Annotated in this window: 20 protein-coding genes; 12 read left to right on the forward strand and 8 right to left on the reverse strand. The window is 52.3% G+C overall.

The features are described from left to right. The first annotated feature begins 332 nt into the window (after nucleotides 1-332). Together AACZ40_RS17555 and rpiB are read left to right on the forward strand one after the other, a co-directional pair. Nucleotides 333-1,592 carry a PQQ-like beta-propeller repeat protein gene (locus AACZ40_RS17555; RefSeq protein WP_291166759.1) on the forward strand — a complete coding sequence of 420 codons (1,260 nt, stop codon included), beginning with the start codon at nucleotides 333-335 and terminating at the stop codon, nucleotides 1,590-1,592. 149 nt (nucleotides 1,593-1,741) lie between these two features. Continuing rightward, on the forward strand, nucleotides 1,742-2,203 hold the full coding sequence (gene rpiB, locus AACZ40_RS17560; protein WP_291166757.1) for a ribose 5-phosphate isomerase B: 462 nt from the start codon (nucleotides 1,742-1,744) through the stop codon (nucleotides 2,201-2,203). A 16-nt stretch (nucleotides 2,204-2,219) separates the two neighbouring features. On the opposite strand, the gene AACZ40_RS17565 is transcribed toward rpiB, so the two are convergent. From AACZ40_RS17565 to AACZ40_RS17575, 3 genes are all read right to left on the reverse strand, one after another. Further along, nucleotides 2,220-2,690: a carboxypeptidase-like regulatory domain-containing protein gene (locus AACZ40_RS17565; protein ID WP_291166755.1), complete on the reverse strand. Its 471-nt coding sequence runs from the start codon at nucleotides 2,688-2,690 to the stop codon at nucleotides 2,220-2,222. A 99-nt stretch (nucleotides 2,691-2,789) separates the two neighbouring features. Further along, on the reverse strand, nucleotides 2,790-3,734 hold the full coding sequence (locus tag AACZ40_RS17570) for a DUF1559 domain-containing protein (protein ID WP_291166753.1): 945 nt from the start codon (nucleotides 3,732-3,734) through the stop codon (nucleotides 2,790-2,792). A 466-nt stretch (nucleotides 3,735-4,200) separates the two neighbouring features. Beyond that, entirely contained in the window at nucleotides 4,201-5,730 is a 1,530-nt protein-coding gene (locus AACZ40_RS17575; RefSeq protein WP_291166751.1) for a N,N-dimethylformamidase beta subunit family domain-containing protein, read from the reverse strand. 240 nt (nucleotides 5,731-5,970) lie between these two features. Between AACZ40_RS17575 and AACZ40_RS17580 the strand changes: the two genes are divergently transcribed. The 4 genes from AACZ40_RS17580 (at nucleotide 5,971) to AACZ40_RS17595 (ending at nucleotide 10,851) form a co-directional block, all read left to right on the forward strand. Beyond that, complete coding sequence (locus tag AACZ40_RS17580; RefSeq protein ID WP_291166749.1) at nucleotides 5,971-7,248, forward strand: amidohydrolase; 1,278 nt, start codon at nucleotides 5,971-5,973, stop codon at nucleotides 7,246-7,248. Between the two features lie 4 nt (nucleotides 7,249-7,252). Next, nucleotides 7,253-8,368, forward strand: a complete 1,116-nt coding sequence (locus tag AACZ40_RS17585) for a YbdK family carboxylate-amine ligase (RefSeq protein ID WP_291166747.1) — start codon at nucleotides 7,253-7,255, stop codon at nucleotides 8,366-8,368. A gap of 78 nt (nucleotides 8,369-8,446) precedes the next feature. Beyond that, the gene (locus tag AACZ40_RS17590; RefSeq protein WP_291166745.1) at nucleotides 8,447-9,823 is read left to right on the forward strand and encodes an excinuclease ABC subunit UvrC; all 1,377 of its coding nucleotides are present in this window, start codon (nucleotides 8,447-8,449) and stop codon (nucleotides 9,821-9,823) included. Nucleotides 9,824-10,467: 644 nt separating this feature from the next. Continuing rightward, on the forward strand, nucleotides 10,468-10,851 hold the full coding sequence (locus AACZ40_RS17595) for a hypothetical protein (RefSeq protein WP_291166743.1): 384 nt from the start codon (nucleotides 10,468-10,470) through the stop codon (nucleotides 10,849-10,851). Between the two features lie 134 nt (nucleotides 10,852-10,985). Here AACZ40_RS17595 and AACZ40_RS17600 read toward each other — a convergent pair whose 3' ends face one another. Further along, a complete protein-coding gene (locus AACZ40_RS17600; RefSeq protein ID WP_291166741.1) occupies nucleotides 10,986-11,435 on the reverse strand; it encodes a hypothetical protein in 450 nt (149 codons plus the stop codon). Nucleotides 11,436-11,757: 322 nt separating this feature from the next. On the opposite strand from AACZ40_RS17600, the gene AACZ40_RS17605 reads away from it, so the two are divergent. From AACZ40_RS17605 to AACZ40_RS17620, 4 genes are all read left to right on the forward strand, one after another. Further along, the gene (locus AACZ40_RS17605; RefSeq protein WP_291166739.1) at nucleotides 11,758-12,786 is read left to right on the forward strand and encodes an endonuclease/exonuclease/phosphatase family protein; all 1,029 of its coding nucleotides are present in this window, start codon (nucleotides 11,758-11,760) and stop codon (nucleotides 12,784-12,786) included. A 45-nt stretch (nucleotides 12,787-12,831) separates the two neighbouring features. Next, nucleotides 12,832-13,551, forward strand: a complete 720-nt coding sequence (locus tag AACZ40_RS17610) for a hypothetical protein (protein ID WP_291166737.1) — start codon at nucleotides 12,832-12,834, stop codon at nucleotides 13,549-13,551. Nucleotides 13,552-14,370: 819 nt separating this feature from the next. Beyond that, complete coding sequence (locus AACZ40_RS17615) at nucleotides 14,371-16,617, forward strand: glutamine synthetase III (RefSeq protein WP_291166735.1); 2,247 nt, start codon at nucleotides 14,371-14,373, stop codon at nucleotides 16,615-16,617. Between the two features lie 121 nt (nucleotides 16,618-16,738). Then, entirely contained in the window at nucleotides 16,739-17,860 is a 1,122-nt protein-coding gene (locus AACZ40_RS17620; protein ID WP_291166733.1) for a potassium channel protein, read from the forward strand. Between the two features lie 7 nt (nucleotides 17,861-17,867). Here AACZ40_RS17620 and AACZ40_RS17625 read toward each other — a convergent pair whose 3' ends face one another. From AACZ40_RS17625 to AACZ40_RS17635, 3 genes are all read right to left on the reverse strand, one after another. Then, nucleotides 17,868-18,257 carry a DUF4304 domain-containing protein gene (locus AACZ40_RS17625; protein ID WP_291166731.1) on the reverse strand — a complete coding sequence of 130 codons (390 nt, stop codon included), beginning with the start codon at nucleotides 18,255-18,257 and terminating at the stop codon, nucleotides 17,868-17,870. A gap of 129 nt (nucleotides 18,258-18,386) precedes the next feature. Further along, entirely contained in the window at nucleotides 18,387-18,641 is a 255-nt protein-coding gene (locus AACZ40_RS17630; protein WP_291166729.1) for a hypothetical protein, read from the reverse strand. Between the two features lie 39 nt (nucleotides 18,642-18,680). Next, complete coding sequence (locus AACZ40_RS17635; RefSeq protein ID WP_291166727.1) at nucleotides 18,681-20,102, reverse strand: hypothetical protein; 1,422 nt, start codon at nucleotides 20,100-20,102, stop codon at nucleotides 18,681-18,683. Between the two features lie 77 nt (nucleotides 20,103-20,179). Between AACZ40_RS17635 and AACZ40_RS17640 the strand changes: the two genes are divergently transcribed. After that, nucleotides 20,180-20,710 carry a hypothetical protein gene (locus AACZ40_RS17640; RefSeq protein WP_291166725.1) on the forward strand — a complete coding sequence of 177 codons (531 nt, stop codon included), beginning with the start codon at nucleotides 20,180-20,182 and terminating at the stop codon, nucleotides 20,708-20,710. Between the two features lies 1 nt (nucleotide 20,711). Here the strand turns inward: AACZ40_RS17640 and AACZ40_RS17645 are convergent, their stop codons facing one another. Further along, nucleotides 20,712-22,382 (reverse strand): hypothetical protein, encoded by a 1,671-nt coding sequence (locus AACZ40_RS17645; protein WP_339675233.1) that lies wholly within the window; start codon nucleotides 22,380-22,382, stop codon nucleotides 20,712-20,714. 130 nt (nucleotides 22,383-22,512) lie between these two features. On the opposite strand from AACZ40_RS17645, the gene AACZ40_RS17650 reads away from it, so the two are divergent. Continuing rightward, nucleotides 22,513-22,836, forward strand: a 324-nt coding sequence (locus AACZ40_RS17650) for a DUF1572 family protein (RefSeq protein ID WP_339675236.1), incomplete at its 3' end; no start/stop codon positions are given.

Here is a 22,836-nt window from a genome sequence, read left to right on the forward strand (position 1 = left end):
CATACCGGCTTCCACTCTTAAAATTTGGGGCCACCAACCATTTTGTCAAAGATCATGATCTAAATCCAATGGGCGAACGATTTACGCACACCAGAAGTGAATCAGGTTCGTTAATCATAGCCGTCGAGTCTGAAGAGTCAATGAACTACGTTACGAAAAATTTGAATTCCCGGTTAAATCTTTTTCCAGCCCTAAATATCTTGAGATACAGGCTCTCGAAAACACCTGCATAACTTGTCAGACTCTATATATTGTGACAAAATTAACCGATCAAAAAAAGCGCCATTGCACACAAGTACAGATCACTGCCTCATTCAGGAGGGCCTGCTGACGTGAGAGTTACTACGATTATCTGCCTCTGCGTTCTGTCTGTCGTTACTTCCCTCTCGCCTCAAACAGTGAGTGCGGAGGAGTGGTTTGAGTTTCGCGGCCCCACCGGCCAGGGACATTCCGGTGAAACCGCATTGCCCGTGCAATGGAGCCCGACCGAACATGTCTTATGGAAAACCGAAGTGCCCGGCGTAGGCTGGTCTTCTCCCATCGTGGTCGACGAGAAAGTCTATGTGACCACCGCCGTCCCCAAAAAAGGAGAGACCGATCCCGAGCAGTCACTGCGACTGGTATGTCTCGACCTGGAAACCGGCAAGACACTCTGGGATAAAGAGATCTTTCAGGAAACCAAAGAGAACGCACAGCGAATTCATAAGAAAAACAGCCACGCCAGCCCGACCCCGGTTTCCGATGGCAAATCCATCTACGTCCATTTCGGCACCCATGGCACAGCCTGCCTGACACTCGACGGCGATGTCGTCTGGAAAACCAACGAACTCGAATACGAGATGCAGCATGGCAATGGCGGTTCGCCGATCATCGTTGACGACAAACTGGTCATCATCTGCGATGGTCGGGGCATGAATTTCATTGTCGCCCTGGATCGCAGCACAGGAAAGATCGTCTGGAAAGTCGATCGCAATGTCGAAGGCCGCAAGAAGTTTTCCTTTGGAACTCCCCTGCTGATCACCGTGAACGGCGAAAAGCAGATCGTCGCGCCCGGTACCGATGTGATCTCCGGGCATTCTCCCACAGACGGAAAAGAGATCTGGCATTTGAACTACGAAGGCTATTCCGTCATTCCCCGACCGGTATTCAGCCATGGCCTGATTTTCGTCACAACCAGCTATGACCGTCCCACGCTGCTGGCAATTCGCCCGGATGGCAAAGGGGATGTCACCGAAACCCACCTGGCCTGGTCAAACAAAAGCCAGATCCCGCATACGCCTTCCCTGCTGGTGGTGGGAGACGAACTGTATACGATCAGTGATAAAGGGATCGCGCAGTGCTTTGATGCGAAGACCGGTGAGCTGAACTGGAAAGAGCGGGTCGGCGGCAACTTCTCTGCTTCTCCCCTGCACGCCAATGGCAAAATCTACTTCCAGAGCGAAGAAGGCCAGACAACAGTGATTGACGCCGGCAAAGAATACCGGGAAATCAGCCGCAACCATTTAAAAGAGCCGACACTGGCTTCCTTTGCTGTCGCCGGAGATACCCTGTTGATCCGGACGAAAACACAGCTGTATCGGATTGGCAAGTAGTCAATTCACTTACCCATTAACCCATTTTCGATTCCCGCAGATTTCAGTCAGAACCGACATGCGGGCGAGCCAGGCTTTTTTCTGTCTTGTCCGCTGCGTCTGCTGCAAGCATGCACAATCAGGATTACGAACACGAGAATCTCAAACGAATGACATCTCCATCTCCTTCAGACCCACCCGTTAAAAGCATTGTTATTGCCTCCGATCACGCCGGTTATCGGTATAAACGCCGCATCATCGAATATCTGACAAAAGCAGGTTACCAGGTCGAAGATATGGGCACCGATTCCACCGAGTCGGTCGACTATCCCGACTTTATCATGCCGGCTGCCCAGGCTGTTGCGGATGGCAAATTCGAGCGAGGCATTGTCCTGGGTGGTTCCGGCAATGGAGAAGCAATCGCCGCCAATCGCATTAAAGGCGTCCGTTGTGCGGTCTGCTGGAACGAGAAATCGGCCCGCCTGGCCAGCATGCATAACAATGCCAACATGATTGCGATTGGCGAACGCATGGTTTCGCTGCACGATGTGTACGAGATTATCGACATCTGGCTGAGCACCTCCTTCGAAGGGGGCCGCCACACTAAACGCATCGAAAAGCTGGATCAGTAAGAATTCAAAGGGTGGCTCAAGGCCTGCTTTTGAGTTCAAAGTTGAAGCTGGTGTGATCTGCATCGACGGTGGCTGTCAGCGTGGATTTCTGATTATACTGCTCAGGAATTTTACTGGATGCCGCTGTCGATGGTTGCTCTGCGCCTTCCGTTTCCGCTTCCCCTTCCGGTGCTTCGGAATCGGTGACGAATTTGATGCGCACCGTTTTCTGCCCGGTCAGGCAACCGGATTTTTCAGTATTGAACATCAGCGAATAGTGGCCGCCGGCATCGGTGACGCCTGAGGAATAGGTGCCATCCGCTGCTTCGAAGGCAACGGTTGCACCGGAGAGAGGCTGGCCATCCAGGGTGACGGTGCCGGAAACATCCACCAGATCCAGCTGGCTGTAGTCGGCATTGATCGAACCGCCACAGCCTGCCGACAGCAACAGACCGGCAAAAAGACAGAGTGGCAGCAAACTGAATTTCATACACACAAACGGTTTCATAACAATACCTTACAAATAGCCAACCATCATAAGAGCTAAGATCAGACTCGGCAAAACAGAAGTAATTCGTGACCGAGGATACCCTTTTGTGCAGGACGGTTAATTCGAAGTCACTTCGCGACCATAGCGGGTCGACAATGCCTGGAAAACATCTTGATCAATATTCTCTGAAACAAAGTGTACCGAACCATCTGCATACGCCATGTGGCCTCCCGCGGAATGCCAGCTGCCAAACGAGAGTTCCATCAGATGACCGCTGACGGAAGGATCTGTCCGGCGGGCGTTCATGCGGGGATAGGTGGAACCGACGAACTCGGTGAACTCGGACCCTCCCGTGCCATTATTACAGCCACAGGGATCGGTCTGCGGTGAGCCAATATTCCAGTGGTCCATGGACTGGCCGTCTTTACCAAAATCAGGGTCGGTCTGTGTTTCTCCCAATATAAACGTATTCGATGTCCCGTCTTTAATATCCCGAAAACTCACGCTGCTGCAGGCGTAGAAAATTCCATTCTGAATCACTTCTTCCAGTGATTTCGTGCCGGATATTTTTGTCGAATCGTCGTCTGAACTGGCTTCGGAACCCGAATTGCCCAGGTAAGTTCCCGGTGCCCGATTGGGAATGTTATTGAAGCTGTAATGTTTTTTGAGCGGTGCACTCGGGCAGTTGAATACCGGCAAAAAAGTGCTCGCGGCGTCTGTATTGGCAGAACCAGAATCCCAGTTGCCATCGCCCGATTCCTGAAAGATCAGCGTATCGTAAATATTTCCCTGCTCGATCGCCGGGAGAATCATGGCACTCCAGGCGGCACCCCGCTGATCCCAGCCAAAGGGGAGCAATCCATGTGTCTCATGGTAATTATGCAGTCCCAGCGCCAGCTGTTTGAGATTGTTCTTACAGCTGGAACGGCGGGCGGCTTCTCGCGCCTGCTGGACGGCGGGCAGCAACAGCGCAATCAGGATGGCAATAATTGCGATGACGACCAGCAGTTCAATCAGCGTAAAACCGGAACGCCGACCCGGCGGGATGTTTGTAGACAACATCGGAAATCCTCATTATTAACAGGGAGGGATATAAAAACAGCTTTACTTCAGGACCTGCAGCGGAGAAGAGTCCGTCAGAATACAAGGCTTTTTATAGCATCCCGATTCAAAGGTTTGATGAAGTCGCGATAAATAACCGCATCCGAGAGTCAGTTTTATTTTGAAATATTTTCTCCGGGATCAAAGACAGAAACGCACACCCACGACACGCTCTTACAGGCAAAAAGCAGTTGCCACATGACGAAATCAGAACGCAAGCCAGAACTCTGCAGTCGCGACGGCAGGCAGGCTGACCGATTTAATTTCCACTTAATTCACCCATTGCGAAGTTTTGATGTGTTTCCGTTGAAGATCGGAAGCGGGAGCGGGGCGTGATTGCGTTTCCGTGCAGAGATTTCGTACCCCGAAAGCGACAACGCCCCCTGATACAGGAGGCGTTGTTTTCGATGTCTGTTCTGTCATTGGCTCAGGAAATGGCGCGACGCATGATGTTATGCGTGATCTGCTGTACGCGATCATCGGGTCCATGCGGACGCGACCAGTGCGACCAGGGAAGCATATGCCCGGGCGGACTGGAGAGATCCTGACACCAGAAGATTGTCGACGCGTTGAACACGAAGTTATTTTTCGGACCGGGATAAATGGTCGCCGTCCACTGCTGCGGATTGACGCCTCCCTGCAGCGCGGTTCCTTTCGCGACGACTTCCAGTCCGGGGATGTCGGCTGGCGGGTCGCCGTGATATTCCCAGCCGATCAGTCCGGGAATCGCGTCCCCTTTTTTCATGCCTGTATTTTCAAAGATCCAGTGTTCGGGCAGTTCACAAACCCAGTCGCCGCCCCCATTGACGGGATCGACATTGCGGGCCCCCATCAGATACCCTTCGTCAGGCCCCCGATGTGGAAACGGTCCGTTATCCCGCTCACGGGCTTCGGCATATTTGTATGTGCCGCCATACGGTCCGCCGCGAAACATGATGCGGTTGGGACGACCATCAGAACTGGGCGTCATGGGAGTCACCCAGCAGACCGAGTTTCCGGAGAAGAACAGCAGGTTCACACCCGCGTCGCGCATTTTCACGACCGATTCATAATGTCTGATATCCCAGTATTCATCGTGTCCGACCGAGAGAAACGATTTGCATTTCAGACCATGCTCGGGAGTCAGCATGTCGCTGTTGGAACAGTAGGTCACATCGTAGCCATGTTTTTCCAGCCAGTAGGCAAAGGGAAATTCAAAGCAGAGCCATTCCCCCGACCCGACGGACTGCGGGTTTTCATAAATCTGTGCATACTTGGCATAAGGGCGATCAAAGCTGACGTCGGCCCACGGTCCCTGATTCCCCTTGGGATGGGTGTAGACCGAATAGTTACTGGGCCAATTGTTATACGCCTGCCAGGTATTGTCCGAACATTGAAACAGGATATCCGCGGGGCGATCATCTTTGACGATGAACACGACATAGCTCTGCCAGTACCCGTAGCCGGTCTTATCTTTCAGCGTTGAGAGTCGTCCCAGATAGACGCCGCTGGGCCAGTCATCGGGAATCGTCAACGTCACCGCTGCATCCCAGTGGCATTCATGCAGATTCTTGTGACCCGGTTGCGGCACAGGTTGAGGTTTACCCTGAAATGGTCCCAGTGTTTTCATCAGCCGCGCACCGCGTCCGTCGTAATAGCCGGTGCGGAAGACTTCGATTTTGAACTCCTGCGCGGGCCGCGTGGAGACCATGATGTCGATCGGTTCGCCCGCTGCGACACTCTGTCGGGAACAGTAGCCTTCAATTTTGGGAGAGCGGAAACCATCGCGTTTATCCAGTTGAATGCGGGTCAGCTGCCAGTCGCTGGATCCTGCTTTCTGGTTCTCCCGTTTGATTAAATCGGGATCGGCTTTCGAGGCGGAGGCTTCACCCGGCGAAAGACTGCCTGCCAGCGACGCCAGTGAAGCTGCGACGGCGCCCTTTAATAGATTTCGACGTTCCTGATCTGGTTCCTGCATGAAGTCGCTCCCTGTTCTCAATCTGGATGGTGAATTCGGTGGGGACTTTGGAGTGGATGCTCCGGGATGCTGTTCAATTATTTTTTCCTGAACTCCATTGTTTACTGCTTAGTCCTTTATGATAACCTTAACTTCATTAAAATAAGAAATATAAATCAAGAGTTTTTTATATCAGTCTCTGATTTTCACGACTGTCGCGCTGATGGTCTTGATGAATCAGGGCAGACACCGGAGTACTCAGTGGCATCTTTCTCGCTTGATCAGACCGACCTCAGAGCCTTCTACCAGGCAATGGCAAAACAACTTGAACGGGTACTCGGCGAACTGGAACCGACGATCATCAACATTCGTCGCACCCTGCATAAAAATCCCGAAATCAGCGGCGAAGAAATACAGACGTCTCAACTGATCTGCAGAACACTCGAGTCCATCGGCCTCGCGCCGAAATTGATGAAAAACGGTGTGGGTGTGGTTGCCGACATGACATTGGGAAACCCGGCCATCGACGCCCCGCTGATCGGTATTCGTGCCGACATCGACGCACTGCGCATTACCGATCTGAAAGAAGTCGCATACTGTTCACATAATCCAGGTGTCGGCCACCTGTGTGGTCACGACGCCCATACTTCCATCGCGCTAGGCGCGGCACTGGGTCTGATCCGCTGCACAGAGCTGTTTGAGAAAGAGTGGCCCGGCCAGGGACTGCGTCTGCGGTTCATATTTCAGCCGGCGGAAGAAATCTGTCTGGGTGCCCGCTGGATGGTCGAACAGGGGGCCGTCGATGATGTGAGTGCCATTATCGGCCTGCATATGGATCCGGAAATTCCCGCTGGTACCGCGAACATCCGCTATGGTGTAATGACCGCCTTCTGTGATGAAGTCCATTTTGAAATTCATGGCACGGGGGCCCACGCTGCACGACCCCACCATGGCAATGATCCGATCACCACGGCCGCGCAACTGATCTCAAGCCTGTATCAGAATCTGCCCCGCTCGATTGATTCGCGGACCCCCGCCGTCTTTACCATCGGCCAGATCACCTCCGGCCTGGCACCCAATGTGATTCCTGAAATCGCCCATCTGAAAGGCTCACTGCGTTCCACGAAAGACCAGGCCCGCGATGTGCTGCACAAGCGGATTGAAGACATCGCAGCCGGGGTTGCCCGCAGCACGGGAACCCGGATTGAGGTCCGGTTTCAATCTCCCCTGCCCGCTGTCGTCAATGACACGAACATTTCTGCTGCCCTGGAACAGGCATCGAAAGATGTACTGGGAGTGCCCCAGGTCGGCCTGATCGATCAGCCCAGCATGGGGGGAGAAGACTTTTCGATTTACCTGCAGCAGATTCCCGGCTCGATGCTGCGACTGGGCTGTGCCCGTCCCGATGTGAAAGCGGTATTTTTGCATTCCCCGTATTTCGACATCGACGAGCGGGCCCTTATAATAGGCAGTCGCATCATGCTGCAGACCGCATTGCTACTTTCAATGAACCCCAGGCTCATCCAAAAAGGGAATTAACACGATGGGAACCATCTCCTTTGCCAGAAACGATTATCCGACCTTGGGTGTGGAACTGGAATTACAACTTGTCAATGCAGAGACGTATGCCCTCTCGAACTCGATTACCGAAATTCTGGCGGAACTGCCGGAAGAGACAGCCAAATATGTCAAACCGGAACTGATGCAGAGTTACCTGGAGATCAATACCGACGTGTGTCGCACGGTGGGTGACGTGCGTCAGGATCTGACCGGCAAACTGCATGATGTGACCGCCGCCGCTGACAAGCTGGGCTTGAAGCTGTTCTGGGCGGCCACGCATCCCTTCTCTTCGTGGCGGGATCAGAAAATCACCGTCAACGATCGCTATTACGAACTCGTCGATCTGATGCAGGACGTCGCCCGCCGCCTCGTTACGTTCGGCCTGCACATCCACGTCGGCGTCGATTCCGGCGACAAAGCCGTCATGGTCTGCGATCGCATGCTCCGCTATCTGCCGCTGCTGCTTGCGCTCTCTTCCAACTCCCCGTTCTGGGAAGGTCGCAATACGGGCCTGCATTCGAACCGCTCGAAAATCATGGAAGGCCTGCCCACCGCCGGCCTGCCTCCCACGATGCGGAACTGGAGCGAATACACGTGGCTCATCAATCACCTCATCAGCACAGGCTTCATTAATACGATTCGCGAAATCTGGTGGGACATCCGCCCGCATCACAATTTCGGCACCGTCGAAATCCGCGTGTGTGATATGCCGGCCAACCTGGAACAGGTGCTCTCCCTCACCGCGTTCGTGCAGTGCATGGTGAAATGCATTTCCGATGAAATCGACGAAGGTGCCTACCAGTTGCAGCATCACCCGATGATGGTTCAGCAGAACAAATGGCGGGCGACCCGTTACGGCATCGACGCCAGCCTGGTCAGCAGTGAGAATTACAAACTGTTTTCCGTGATTGATACAACTCAACAACTGGTGAATCTGGTTTCGCGTATGTCCGAACGCCTGGAGTGTACGGACGAATTACACCGCGTCAGTGACCTGGTACATAAATCGGGCGCCAAGCGGCAGTTGGAGATCATGGAAGCCACCGGCGACCGCCGCGAAGTCGTCAAACAGATGATCGAGGAAAATAGCCACTTCTGAAACCGGGGCTCGCCTTCTATAATGAACAAATGCCTGCACCATTAAGTCATTACCTTTCGCCGACAGGAATCGGATTCCGTGTCTGATACGGACAATCTTCCCCACAATGAACCGCCCGAAGCGGAGCCAGCTGCTCCCGCGCCGGAAGAGGCTGCGCAGACGCCTCACGAAAAGACCCGCAGTTTTCCGACCACTCCCGGCGTCTATCTGATGAAAGACGCGCAGGCCCGCGTGATTTACGTCGGGAAAGCCGTCAATCTGAAAAGCCGCGCCTCCAGTTATTTCAACCAGGCCGCAGCCGTCGAACGTCGCACCGCGGAACTGGTGACCGAAATTGCCGACATCGATTACCTGGAAACGGAGACCGAAGTCGATGCCCTGCTCCTCGAAGCGCGGCTCATCAAGGACATTCGCCCCCGGTTCAATTCCGAACTCAAAGACGACAAGACGTTCCCATATCTCGAAATCACCACTCGCGAAGATTTCCCCCGCGTCGAATTCACCCGCAAGCCACACAGCAAAGGAACCAAACTGTATGGCCCCTTCACCAACGCCAAACAGCTGCGGGGCACGATTACCGTGCTGCAGAAAATCTTCCGCTTCCGCAACTGTTCTCTGGACATCGAAGAGGGGGACGAGAAGTGGCGCTGGTTCCGACCGTGCCTGTTACACAGCATCAACCAGTGCACGGCTCCCTGCAATCTGCGGATCAGCAAGGAAGACTACCGCAAGGACATCAACAAGCTCAAACTGTTTCTCGACGGCAAAAAAGATCGGCTGCTCAACGAAATGAGAAAAGAGATGCTGGCCGCCTCGGAAGCCAAGCTCTACGAAAAAGCAGCCCGACTGCGGGATGAAATTCAACTGCTCGAAAGCATCAAACTACGCGGCAACCTGGAAGATCACGCGCAACCCGAAGTGTTTTACATCGATCCGAAAAAGGGCATGCAGGGGCTGAAGAAAGTCTTCGGCCTGCCCGAGCTGCCCCGCCGGATTGAGGGGGTCGACATCGCGCATCTGCAGGGAGGCGAAACAGTGGCCAGCCTGGTGCAGTTCATCGACGGCCTGCCTTTCAAGCACGGCTACAAGCGATTCAAAATCCGCACGGTCAAAGGGATCGACGATTTCGCCTCGATCCGTGAAGTCGTCAGCCGGCGGATCAGGCGTCTGCACCAGGAGGGAGAAACCTTCCCCGACATCCTGCTGATCGACGGCGGCAAAGGCCAGCTCAACGCGGCGATGACGGCCATGCGCGAACTGGGCGTCGAGCCCCCCTTCACGATCTCCCTGGCCAAACGGGAAGAAGAAGTCTTTGTCCCCGGCGAATCCGAACCCCGCCGTTTAAGCCGGCATTCGTATGGCTTAAGACTCCTGCAATACGTCCGCGACGAATCCCACCGGTTCGCCCAGCATTATCATCATTTGCTGAGGAAGAAATCGCACTTTGATGAGTGAATGTTAGGGGGCACCACTCCTCCGATAAAGACTCTTGTTACCATCAAGCATCATTTAAATCTGAAGTTTTGGACTACTTCCGCCAAAAACACTTGTACACACACCAGCCTCGATAGTACACTGCAATTACACCAGTCCAAAAAGACACTCACGGTAGAGGAAACTCCTCTCCAAAAATAAAGTTGGTCAACTTCAGATTCCTTACCAGGAGTTCCTCGGGAGTGGTTACAATGGAGGCGTTATATGGGCCTTAATGAACTGGGAAGTGTTGCCTCGGTACTCTCACTTGTGATAACAATATTTGTGTTCTGGGGCGTGAATGACGTAAAAAATTATTATGTGAGGCATATAATGTTGCCTCCCCTGATCAGAAAGCTCAGAGCCCAAATTCGAAACATCGAAAATTCTGTTCTAAATAAACGAGTGGAAGAGCTACAGGCATCTATTGAACATTGTGATGTATTACTGGAACGACTCTACAAGCATACTGACAATATCTTAAAAAAGAGAATCAAAGAAAATCGTGATTCAATAAAATCATTCTTGAGTAATAAAGATCAATATCTGCTTGATAACTGTCGGAAACTCGTCTCAAACATTAATGCAACAATTGAATCAACCAAGGTTTTTCAAGGTGAGGACCAATGGTCTACGAACACATAGACGATTACCAGAAATGGCTTAAGTTTGTCGACAAACTTATCGATGACACTCGCTCCGGTAAGCTTGAGTGGCATGTAATCGCGGATCCGGGGGATCGTGCTAATGAAATAATCAGCCCTGTTTTTATTACAGAAATTGTCGGCGACAGGTTTATAGCTATCTATCGATATAAGTATCCATATTACGTAGGACCAGAAGAATACGAGCTTCGCGAAGAAGTAAATATAGAGTTAGTCGATGCACTTGGTAGAAAGCAATGGCTACTACCACAAGTTAAACCACGATTTGAATTACTTGATCTTATCAGTTACAAGCTGGCCGGAGCAGATGCGACACTTGAAGAATTCTTGAACGATAAATTATAAAAGTCATCGACTCAAGAAAACTGAGGTCGAACGATTTCATGTTTTACCAGGAAGTATTCTTTTGATTTTCCCCTGATATTGAAGGCATGCCTCAAGTTCGTTCTAACCATTTATGATGGTGCCTCCCCCCAAACCTACTCCTTCACTTCTTCCGCGGTCTTGTCGTAGGCTGCCTTCAGATTTCCCCAGGCGATATCCAGGTCTTTTTTCAGGCCTTCCCAGGCTTCGGCGGAGGACTCGTTGAATTCTTTGAGTTTTTCTGCCACCTTGCCGCGCTTCGCTTTCAGATCTTCCAGCTGCTCATTCCATTTCACTTTGGCGTCGTCTTTGAGTTTCGCACCTTTGGCTTCCAGCTCGGCGATTTTCTGATCCAGGTCTTCCAGCTGCTGATCCAGCTGTTTGGAATATTCATCGCGTTTCTGTTTTGTGAATTCTTTCGCGGTGTCAGCGGCTTCTTCCATTTTCTGCTTCACATCGTCGCCCGTCACCTGCGTTTCACCGGGAACAGGCGGCGTGGAACTCTCATCCGCACAAGCGACCAGAAACAGACTCAGACTGAATAAACAGGGAGTGAAATAGCGCATGGCGTTCTCCTTTACAGGTTGGTGGATCATTTTTATTCGAATCACGGCGTGCTGAGATCAGGGTCATTCTCGAGCCCATCAGAACCTGACTGTAGAATACCGGTTGGATCTCAACAAACTCAACAGTAAACATTGTTTGATCCGGTCGATTGCAGGATGATTAACCAGTCTGATGAATTTTCGGTTCCTGGAACCTTTTATAGAATGAGGTGGTCCACGAATTTAGTATAACACTCCTCTTACTTTCAAGGACACAGGCTTTATAATCTAAGACACTGAAACTTATTTGAATACGCACCCTCAAAGCAAAGTGGATGCCTGTATGACCGATCCTGATCCCCCTGAGGTTTCCCGCTTTCAAAGAATTCTGGATCAAATCGTATCCCGCGTCACCACCTGTATCACGTTGTTGTTATGGATCGGTGTCAGCATCTGCTACGCCTGGCAACCTGACGTGTGTGCTGCAGTCACCGTTTATCCGAGCTGGTGCTGGTTTGTTGGCGGTCTGTGTCTGGCGCTGATTCTGTTGCGGGCGAAACGGCAGCGGGTGGCGTTAGTCTCAATCGGTCTCTGGTTTGTGTTCCTCGTCGTGTTTGCCGATACGCCTTTGAGTCTCTGGCGGGGAGTGTGGCATCGAACCGAGGCAGTCGCGCAGGTCGAACAGCCAGGACAGATTCCATTGCGGGTGATTTCACTCAACGCGCATGGCAGCGGCCGTGCTGTCGCGGCTCTCAAACGATATGAGCCGGACCTGATTCTGATTCAGGAGTCACCGGGAGCCGGGACGTTGATCGAAGTGAGCAAAACCATGCTCGGAGAAAATTCCGGTCTGCTGGCGGGCGTGGATGCTTCGATCCTGAGTCGCGCGCCCCTCGAACCCGTGGCGTCGTCCGTGAATTACACCATCGTCAAAGTCCGTGTCCAATCAGGCCAGGAGGTCATCGTCGTTTCGCTGCGACTGACGCCACCCCCGTTTCGCGCGGACCTGTGGAACCCGGAATGCTGGCGCGCTTATTCTAAACAGCGGATTCATCAGCGGGATGAACTGCAGCAGCTCACCCGACGCCTGGCAGAACTGCCCGCCGATCTGCCCTTGATTGTGGGCGGCGACTTCAACGTCAATCCCCGCGATCCGATCTTCAATGAGCTGCCGGGTGAGTTACGCGATGCCTTCACGACAGCCGGTGTCGGCTGGGGAAATACGATCACCAACGAAGCCCCGTTCCTGAGGATTGACCAGGTGTGGTGCGACACCCGTTTCCAGCCGATACGGGTTGTCGCAGAGCGGGCTGAGGATACGGACCACCGGGCTGTGATTGCAGATCTGCTGTGGAATACGGAGACGGATTGAGTATTCAGTTCCGGAAACATTTATTTCTGTTACGATAAGATCATTATGTCTGCCCAGAAAAAAAAGAACTTCAATATTCAACCACTGCTAGAGCAATTCAAAGATGCCGATCTGCGGACTGCTGCTTTCTATATTATCACCGGTATAGGCGGAGGTGCCTATGCGTCTGATTTCATCAGCTCTGCCATGTTGTTCTCAAAACGGCCCTGCCCGGAAACCGCCGCCATCCTGGTCGCCAGTGATCAGAGTATGCTGGAGATTATCCAGAGGTCTCCCGAAAGCCTCATGGATGAAATGATCCATGACGAACACGAATTCGAAATCGAACGCTTTAACGACTGGATGAAAACATTCGAAGTGAATCGACGCGCGTGTGATAGTATCTATCAGTTTCTCGAGCAGGGATTGAGGCAGAATCAGATCACGATTCACTTTAACGAACCCGGTTACAATCACAGACTTAACAACAGGCTCACGCTCTTTGGAATTCAGAAGGGAATGCTTCAACGTCGCTCAAAATTTCTGCAAGACCAATTCAGCAATAACCGCCGTCTGTTTCATGCGACACTGGATCTGATCTGCATTCGAAATTCTGACCACAACCCACTTGAGTACTATTCGACAACCGGCGAGCAGGTTCAGTTGAATCAGTTCGACGCTTCCGAGATTCAGTATGAACTCCGTGCAGCGGGAGAGGAATTTCGCCAGCTTGTGGCTCGTTTGAGAGAGGATGAAAATCCCGATGCGAAAATCCAGAAATCCTGACTACGCTGGATTTCAATTCAAAAGAACCGTCTACAGCATGGCAGGCGGATTGACCAGGTTTGGGTCAATCAATTTCTTGAATCTGTACAGGTATTTTCTGAAGTCGCCAGCGACACCGACCATCGCCTTGTGCTGGCGGATCTGCTCCTGAAATCCGTGCCGACTCCTCAGCCGAAGTGAGGCAGATGCCACTTTCCTCGACTCATCAATGTGCTTCGATCTGAACCGTTAAAATACCCGCAAAGCCCCCAGCCCCGGGAGGAACCTGCTGCGTAACGGATCGGACCTGCCTGGGGGGATGCTGATTTTTCGGGCACACATTGCATGCAATCATGGCATGCCAAAACGGGAGAGTGTCACCCGGGTTCGGGTCGCAGGAGATCCCGTGAATTTATGGTTCGGCGTAAGAGGATCGAAGAGAGTTCAAAAAAAGAGGCTACGTTCACTCAAATGCCGATGATGCATGAGATTACAATGTCAGTCTGTCACAGCAGTGCGCAGTCCCTCCATTCGCAGTGGCGTGAGGAGTATGGAAATCTTGAATCTGCCTGCAGTTTGGCACATATTCTGCTTTGTAATAGTTACTACTTCTTAACGACTTTTTAATTTCACAAAGCTCTGAGCCACCCGGCGCGAAATATCGGTACACCCGAATAGTATCGCAGCCCGGGTTTTCAGGTCGCTTGCGAAACAATCAGAAGTCCTTTACCGCCTAAGAAAAGTAATTGTCCTGGCTTAAGAGCCAGTTATCTGATGGATCTCACAAGTTTCCAACAGTTTTGTCAGTCGTTTTAATCGCCCAATTCAAAGGTCAAAACAGTGAACACCGAAATTCAAGCTTCGAATGGTAAATCCACCTATTCCGGCGGCAGCAACGGAGTCAAAACGACTCTGGGTTCTGCCCGCTCAGCAGCCGTCGCGGCTGTGACAGGTTACCAGCCCAATCATCCTCCCATGAATTTCCAACAGACGCCTACCGGACAGCTTTTTAACGCCAATGTCTTCTCCAAGTCGGCAATGAAAAAGCGTCTGCCTAAAGAGACCTATAAAAAGCTGATCAGCACCATTGAAGGCGGCCATAAACTTGACTGCTCGACTGCTGACGTTGTGGCTTCCGCCATCAAAGACTGGGCCATTGAAAAAGGGGCGACTCACTACGCTCACGTTTTCTATCCCCTGACCGGCTCTACCGCTGAAAAGCACGACAGCTTCCTCACACCCGATGGTGAAGGCGGCGCGATTGCGGAATTCAGTGGCTCTCAGCTGATCCAGGGTGAACCCGATGGTTCCAGCTTCCCGACCGGCGGTATCCGTGCGACATTTGAAGCCCGCGGTTATACCATCTGGGACGTGACCAGCCCTGCTTACATTCTGGAAAATTCCAACGGCACCACCCTGTGCATTCCGACCGCCTTTGTTTCCTGGACCGGCGAAGCACTCGACAAGAAAACTCCCGTACTGCGTTCGATGCAGGCCTTGAACGTTCAGGCTCAGCGGATTCTCAAACTGTTTGGCCACGATGACGGCAAACTCGTTTCGTCCACAGCCGGCCCCGAACAGGAATACTTCCTGATCGACCGTAATTTCTATTATGCACGTCCCGACCTGCTGAACTCCGGTCGTACCTTGTTCGGAGCCAAACCTCCCAAAGGTCAGGAATTTGACGATCACTATTTTGGTGCGATCCCCGACCGCGTGCTGGCCTTCATGTTCGAAGCCGAACGCGAACTCTTCAAACTGGGTATTCCCATCAAAACCCGTCACAACGAAGTGGCTCCCGGTCAGTACGAAATCGCACCAATGTTTGAATCTGCCAACATCGCGACCGACCATCAGCAGTTGCTGATGACCACACTGCGTCGGACAGCAGAAAAGCATGGTATGGTCTGCCTGACCCACGAAAAGCCCTTTGCCGGCGTAAACGGTTCCGGAAAACACGTCAACTGGTCCATGGGCAGCTCTTCACAGGGTAACCTGCTGGATCCCGGCGATACTCCCCACGAAAACGCACAGTTCCTGTTGTTCTGTGGTGCCGTGATTCGTGCCGTCCATAAATACCAGGGCCTGCTGCGAGCCGTTGTCGCTTCTGCCAGCAACGATCATCGCCTGGGTGCCAACGAGGCTCCTCCTGCGATTATCTCGATCTTCCTGGGCGATCAGCTGACCGACGTCTTCCAACAGATCAAAGCCGGCGGTGCCAATTCATCGATTCCCAAGGGAACGCTGACCGTTGGTGTCGACGTTCTGCCACCGCTGCCGAAAGATGCCGGCGACCGTAACCGGACCAGCCCGTTTGCCTTCACCGGTAACCGGTTTGAATTCCGTGCCGTCGGTTCCAATCAGTCCATCGCAGGCCCACTGGTCGCCATGAACACCATCGTGGCTGACTCACTGGAATACTGTGCGACCAAACTGGAAGAAGCCACCGGTGGCGACCCCAGCAAACTGCACGGCGAACTGCAGAAACTGTTGACAGAAATCATGAACGAACATGGTGCGATCATCTTCAACGGTGATGGTTACAGCGACGAATGGCATGCAGAAGCAGCCAAACGCGGTCTGCTCAACCTCAAGACCACCGTCGATGCTCTGCCTGTTCTGGAAACACAGGAAGTCAAAGACCTGTTTACCAAGTACGAAGTTCTTTCCGAACGCGAGCTGGCCAGCCGCCTGGAAATCTACCTCGAACAGTACATCATGTCGATCAAGGTCGAACTCAACCTGACGGTCAAAATCGCGAAGACCATGATCTTCCCGGCTGCGATCCGTTACCAGGGCGAACTGGTTTCCAACTGTGCCAGCCTGAAAATGCTGGATTACGATTTCGACACCAATACGCTGGACAAGGTCACCGAACTGGTCAAGGCACTGCAGGACGGTATTGCCGAACTGGAAGCGGCCGCCGGTGGCGAGTCGGAAGACATGCTGTCTGAAGCTACCCACTGCTGCCACACGATTCTGCCTTTAATGAACAAGGTGCGTGCGACAGCCGATGAACTGGAAGGCATTGTCGCTGATGATCTGTGGCCTCTGCCAACCTACCAGGAAATGCTGTTCATCAAGTAACAGCAGTCGTTAACAATTGAGTTTTCGGAACCAGAGCCGACCAGCGTCCTGCTGAGTCGGCTCTGTTCCTGTTGTCTTCTGAAAAAGTGTGATTTCCGCGCAGTTAGCGAGAACATCAGTCATGTCGGATTCTGAATCAGCATTCTCTTTCGATACGATTCAGCATCACCAGCCCGGTCATTCCCGACCGTTCCGCAAGATCATGACCGGCATCGCGCTGTTCTTTACGATCTGCCTGGTCGCCGTCATCGGTTATGTCTCCGCCGGCTGGAAGATTGAAGATTCGATCTACATGGTCATCATCACCATTTTCGGCGTCGGTTACGGCGAAGTGCAGCCGGTGGAATCATCGGGACTGCGGGCCTTGACGATCATGGTGATCATCGCCGGCTATGGCGCGGTGATTTACACTATCGGCGGATTCATGCAGATGGTCATTGATGGTGAACTCAACCGTGCCCTGGGAGCAAGAAGAATGACGAAAGAAATTGAACGACTGACCGGTCATACCATTATCTGCGGCGTCGGCCGCATGGGCTCGATCCTGGCGAAAAATCTGTACGCTGCCAAAAAACCGTTCGTGGTCATCGACTGCGATGAACGCCGGTTGAAGGCCGCTGAAGACCAGGGCTACTGGGTGATTAACGGCGATGCATCGGAAGAATATGTGCTGGAACAGGCGGGCATCCGCCGGGCTGCGGTACTGGCGACCGTGCTTTCCGCCGACGCGACCAACGTGTTCGTCACCATTACCGCGCGGGAAATGAACCCCGATGTCATGATCATCGCTCGCGGCGAAAACCCGAAGACCGAAAAGAAACTCATTGGCTGCGGTGCGAACCGCGTGGTGCTGCCGACTGCCATCGGCGCGAGCAAAGTCGCCCAGCTGATCATGCGACCGACGATGGAAAACATGCTGGAGCAGCTGACCAGCGAAGGCGCGATTACTGACGAACTGGGCCACTTCGGTCTGCAGTTTGAAGAGTTGCAGGTGACCGCGGGTTCGACGTTCGTAAATAAGACACTGGATAAGATCGAAGTCCGCAGCGATCGGGGCTTCCTGGTCGTTGCCATCCGCCGCGCCGATGGCGAAGTCGAACAGAACCTCGCATCTGACACACTCCTGCTGGAAGGAGACGCCGTGATCGTACTGGTCCACAGCAACGATATCCCGCATCTCTCCGAAAAATTCGCCGCCAAGGGTATTAAGATTACCTATCGAGGCGTGACGGCGGAGTTGTGAGATCAACTCAATCAAGTGGTGCTAATCCCAATGCATTCCGCGCTGTCCGCATGATTAGGAACCCATCGTGTTCCGCTAACAATTGATTGAGCCCCTCCAGGGTGACACCTGTTTTTAATACAGGTATCAGTTTGTCCGCGATAAATAGTCTGAGTTGGTCGAGTCGCTGCGTATCATCACACGGATACTCATCGATATTCAAAAGGTCGGCGAGGCGAGGCGGACCTGCTTCCAGGCGATGCGTTCCTTCAGGCCAGAGTGAACTGGCACGCTCGCGAACATGACACTGATGCGCGCGAGGAAAATCGTTGTGTTCAATCTGTTGTAGCCAGAAGCCGATATTGAGAAAATAAATCGCACCATATTGTGACTTCTGCAGGTTCAAAACTGCAATCATTGTCTCGCTGGACAGATACTAGGTAGAACTTTTGCGATGAAATCCATGTGGTTTCAATTCTGCATGGATCGCCTGAGTCAGTATCCGTGTCGTGATCATTTTTATTTTATCAATTGAGAATGAGATCGATCAGCTGTGAACGGCTGCCCGATTTTCGGGCATTTCTTCCGCAGTCTCTTTGCCTTCCAGTGCATCCACCCGCGCGCGGAGTTCGTCGTTTTCTTTCTGCAGTTTCTGCAAAGAGATTGTTATGAAATAGAAAAGCATGGGCAGGCTTCCAAAAAACACAAGGAATCTTTTATTGTCTCCCAGGCTTTCTATGCTCGCTGTGAAGGCGATCATGGAGGCCAGCACTAAGGGTGTCCAGTGGCTGATTTTTGACATGATGCAGTTGATCCTTCCATTCAAATCAAAACGACAGTTTCAGGGAATTTCACCACCAGAGGCAAAGTGTTTTTCTAAAAATCTCGTAACGGGAATGATCTTTAGAACCTTATTTAACACTGGGCGTTCTGCCAGGACTTCCTGCCAGCGTTTCCGGGCCTCATCAGAGCTGATGTTTAGATCTACTTTCACAAGAGAGTGGCAGCGTGCCAGGGGGCGCAAATCAAGCTTCTCAGCGTTTACAAATTCTATGTTGAGTACTTCCAGTCGAGGCAGCTTCGTCAGAGGCTCCAGTCCCTTCCCGGTAATCAATTCCATCTTGATGGGATTTCCCAACACCAACAAATGCAGTTGCTGGAGTGGCTCCAGTCGAATCAAGCCGGCATTCGTAATTTCGGTAGAGTACAAAACCAACTCTCTTAAATTTTTCACCTTGACCAGGGCATCCAGGCCTTTATCTGTGATGGTCGAAGATTTCAGGGAGAGCGCTTCCAGTTGCGGCAGATCGGGCATGGTCTGCAGAACGGCATCGTTGACTGATGGAGTCGAGAGATTCAAGACGGCAAGACCAGGCAGTTGGTCCAGCTGTTTTAATGTGGCCTTACCTGCGGGGCTGCCGGAAAATCCAACCTCCCGTAATTCCGGTGCTTCTGCAAAACTCTTTAAACCGCTGCCTGTCATCTGGTCACTGTGGAGTACCAGGCGAGTCAATTGCTTTAAGTCAGACAGATGCTTCAGTCCTGCATCGGAAAATGTTCCCACCACAATGAGATGCTTTAGATTTTTCAGCTTCCCCAGGGGCTTGAGACATTCGTCCGTGACAGGTCCCCACAGCTCCAGCGCACGGAGTTCTGTGCAGTCGCCTATCAGTTCGCAGGCGCGCACGTTGAGATTGCGGCTGTGAAGTACCAGACGGCGCAGTGCGGGAAAAGAGGACAGCACCTGTAGCCCCTGATCGGAAACGGGACTTTGCTTCTGATCACGATTGAGAATTTTCAAGTCTTTCAGATGCGGCAGCCCCTGCAATCCAATCAGATGTTCATCAGTCACATATTGACTCGAGACGTGAAACGCCTCCAGACCGGAAATCTGACCAATTTGTTTCCAGCCAGCCGGGCTGAATGAGTTCCCGTCATACATATAAAATGCACGGAGACCCTTGACCCGCGAAAGCAGGTGCAGTTCGTCTTCACTACAGTAGTCGAAGTAATTGGAAAAGTGGTATCCGTCCCCCTTCTCCGGCTGGTTGGGATAGATGCCTCCCTGGCGGAGGAGGTATTCGAGATCAGTCTCACCTGCTTTTCTGCCTTCGACCAGCGGAATCGATGAAAACTCGCCCTTTCCTCCAGTCGAAAGTGAAGCCGTCTGTGGCGGGATCGGAGGCTCACCGCAGCCAGACAGACAGCAGAAACTGCTGAGCAGGAATAATGTCAAACAGGTTACTTTGAACGGATGCTTCATACCGACTATCATAGACTCTGACATTTCTCACCGAAAGTACTTTTCCGCCGCAGCGGTATTCTTATCAGGAGCCACACATGCAAAACTGCTTAGCCGTCTATACCGCCAAACGGGCCATTACTGGTCGCAAGCTGGCTGAGATCGCGCGGTCGGTTGGAATTGATCTGCGTTTCATGGCGCTGGGCGGGCAGATTACCGGCAATACGGAAGCGATCTTGAGCAAAGCATTGACCGGCGTGAATGGGGGCGGACTGCTGATTGTCGGCGGCTTCGAAGAGGATCAGGAAAATCTGATTGATTTCGACACGCGCCTCAGCCAGGGAGACCAGCCTGCACTGGCCCGCAAACTCAATGGCGGCCTGCTCCCCTGGTGTGAACTTTACAGTAACAAGTTTGATTATGAGAAAGCCTGCCAGCTTGATGCCAAAGCTAAAGCGAAACTGGATGGCTCGGTCACAAAAAAACAGCTGCCCGCTTTGAAAGCCGCGAAACACCGCTACCTGATTTATAATCAGAGCCGTAAAAAGAAAGGAACACAGCTGATGAAAACGCTGACTCCCGCGCTGGCAGAAGCCGTCGACGGCATCATCGCTGATTTTCAACGGTAAGCTATTTCGTCTGTGCCACCGGGTGGATGGCCATGCAGCCACAACACCAGTTGTCTTCGATCCAGCACTGGGGAATGTGCTCATGCAGTTCTATCGCGGCTGACTCGTCAATTTTACTGCCATAAAAGCTGAGCTTCTTCAGTTGAGACAGATGCCGTAACTGCAGCAGCCCCGCATTGGTAATCGGGGCTTTATCCATATCCAACCGCTCAAGACTTCGACATTGACCGAGGTAACCCAGCCCCTCATCGGTCACTGGGAAACCATTGAGGTCCAGCCCTTTCAGATGCGGTAAATTCTCAAGATGTTTCAGGCTTGCCATGGAAAACTGCGGCTTTTCTGTTTGTGGCGGCCAACCCCTGTTAAACGAAATTTCTTCGAGTGATGTCACGTTCCCCAGTGCAGCCCAGAGAGCATCCGAAACGAGATCCACCTGCACTGTGATTTTTTTGAGGCTGCTCATATTTTTCAGACATGCCAGGTCGGCCGGCTGAAGCTGACCGGGGTCTCCACTGAGATACAGTTTATCGACCTGGGCACAATGACTGATTGCTTCCAGAGCGGGCGCATTGATGGGCCCCACCCTCAACTCTTTCAGAGTGGGAACCTTTGCCAGGGCAAGCAACCCCGATCGGTCGAGCGGACCTTCAGAGTTTTCCCCGATACCGATTGCGAGAATCTCCAGTTCAGGCAGCGCCTGCAGGTGTTTCAATTGCGAGGTATCGCTGGTTCCGCGTGTGAGAGTCACATCTACTTCCCGGATCTTTTTAAAGTGCGTCAGATAAATCAGGTGACGATCTTCGATCCACCGGTAACCCGGAAACGGTGGTTTCTGCAGCGATTTCAGGCGTGGCAGTAAACGGAGGTCGGCATCGTCAATCCGAACCCCCGTCAGTTCCTGCAGGGGAAGCTTTTCAAAATCATCAATCGTATTTTCATCCAGCACCATCCGTTCAACCGACAGACTCTTCAATCGTGATAACCGACTCAAGTCGGGCAGGAGGGCGGCGGTCAAAGCGGTCTGATTCAGGTTGAGCCTCTGCAAGCAGGTCAACTGCGCCAGCAATTCTCCGCAGGCATCGGTATATTTAAAATTGCCGCTCAGATCGAGATGCTCTAATTTTTCCAGAGATACCAGGTGACGCAGACCGGCATCGGTCAACCGGTAATTGACACTCAGGTCAAGATAACGCAATTTCGGCAAATGCACCAGATGACGCAGACCATCATCGGTGAAGCGGTTTCCCTTAATCGTATGCACGCCCCGCAACGTCAGCGTCTGCACTTCAGGTAATTCTTTCAGCACGATCAAATCGTCATCGACCAACGGCAGTCGTTTCAGAAACAGCCAGTAGACCTGCCCGTGCTGGTTCCGTTTCCAGCGGGCTCCCAGCTGTTTGAGCTTGATCAATGTTGCCTGGGAGGTCGGTACGGGCGGAGGCGCTTCGCGTTCAACACCCTGTTCTACTTTCGGCTCGTGTTCTAAACGCATTGTACGCAGAGAAAAAACCAGGATACCACTTCCGAGCGTCAGGAACAGAAACAGGAATACAAATTGGCGTTGATGTTTTTTCATATCGAGATTGAATCCATCAAGAGAACCAGCCGTTTGAATGCTGCGTCCCCCTTGTGACTCATACAAATAAAGATCAATCAAACTGGATGCTTGCATGAGTAAGACGTTTCACTCTATTCTTTCTAACGTTTTAACCAGTTACAATGCTCTTAATCCATTTAGTCGTTTGTGAAAAGCAGAATCTTTCAATCGATATACGCCGTCCTGCTTCGAAAGGCATTAATTCATGAACCAGTTTGATCTGTTTCTCTCAGCCACAATCAACACTTTTGAAGCCAACAAAAAAATGGCCGAGCGGGCGGTGGCACAGGTTTCTGACGAGGGACTGCGCACGTCCCTGGATGAGCATACCAATTCGATTGCGGTGATCATGAAGCATGTCGCCGGGAATTTGATTTCGCGGTGGACCGATTTCCTGACGACCGACGGCGAGAAGCCAGACCGCAATCGGGACGACGAATTTGTCGATTCGTTCGCCACCCGCGAAGAACTGCTGGCCTACTGGGAACGGGGCTGGTCGAACCTGTTCGATTCCCTCAACAGCCTGACA

The sequence above is a fragment of the uncultured Gimesia sp. genome (assembly GCF_963972345.1).
Taxonomy (GTDB): domain Bacteria; phylum Planctomycetota; class Planctomycetia; order Planctomycetales; family Planctomycetaceae; genus Gimesia.

Bases quoted from the DNA above. Each gene is read 5' to 3' on its own strand.
- AACZ40_RS17595 (WP_291166743.1), top strand. From the start codon at position 10,468: ATGGTCTACGAACACATAGACGATTACCAGAAATGGCTTAAGTTTGTC.
- AACZ40_RS17565 (WP_291166755.1), bottom strand. From the start codon at position 2,690: ATGAAACCGTTTGTGTGTATGAAATTCAGTTTGCTGCCACTCTGTCTT.
- AACZ40_RS17630 (WP_291166729.1), bottom strand. From the start codon at position 18,641: ATGTCAAAAATCAGCCACTGGACACCCTTAGTGCTGGCCTCCATGATC.
- AACZ40_RS17625 (WP_291166731.1), bottom strand. From the start codon at position 18,257: ATGATTGCAGTTTTGAACCTGCAGAAGTCACAATATGGTGCGATTTAT.
- AACZ40_RS17605 (WP_291166739.1), top strand. From the start codon at position 11,758: ATGACCGATCCTGATCCCCCTGAGGTTTCCCGCTTTCAAAGAATTCTG.
- AACZ40_RS17575 (WP_291166751.1), bottom strand. From the start codon at position 5,730: ATGCAGGAACCAGATCAGGAACGTCGAAATCTATTAAAGGGCGCCGTC.
- AACZ40_RS17570 (WP_291166753.1), bottom strand. From the start codon at position 3,734: ATGTTGTCTACAAACATCCCGCCGGGTCGGCGTTCCGGTTTTACGCTG.
- rpiB (WP_291166757.1), top strand. From the start codon at position 1,742: ATGACATCTCCATCTCCTTCAGACCCACCCGTTAAAAGCATTGTTATT.
- AACZ40_RS17645 (WP_339675233.1), bottom strand. From the start codon at position 22,382: ATGCAAGCATCCAGTTTGATTGATCTTTATTTGTATGAGTCACAAGGG.
- AACZ40_RS17640 (WP_291166725.1), top strand. From the start codon at position 20,180: ATGCAAAACTGCTTAGCCGTCTATACCGCCAAACGGGCCATTACTGGT.
- AACZ40_RS17610 (WP_291166737.1), top strand. From the start codon at position 12,832: ATGTCTGCCCAGAAAAAAAAGAACTTCAATATTCAACCACTGCTAGAG.
- AACZ40_RS17600 (WP_291166741.1), bottom strand. From the start codon at position 11,435: ATGCGCTATTTCACTCCCTGTTTATTCAGTCTGAGTCTGTTTCTGGTC.
- AACZ40_RS17635 (WP_291166727.1), bottom strand. From the start codon at position 20,102: ATGAAGCATCCGTTCAAAGTAACCTGTTTGACATTATTCCTGCTCAGC.
- AACZ40_RS17585 (WP_291166747.1), top strand. From the start codon at position 7,253: ATGGGAACCATCTCCTTTGCCAGAAACGATTATCCGACCTTGGGTGTG.
- AACZ40_RS17620 (WP_291166733.1), top strand. From the start codon at position 16,739: ATGTCGGATTCTGAATCAGCATTCTCTTTCGATACGATTCAGCATCAC.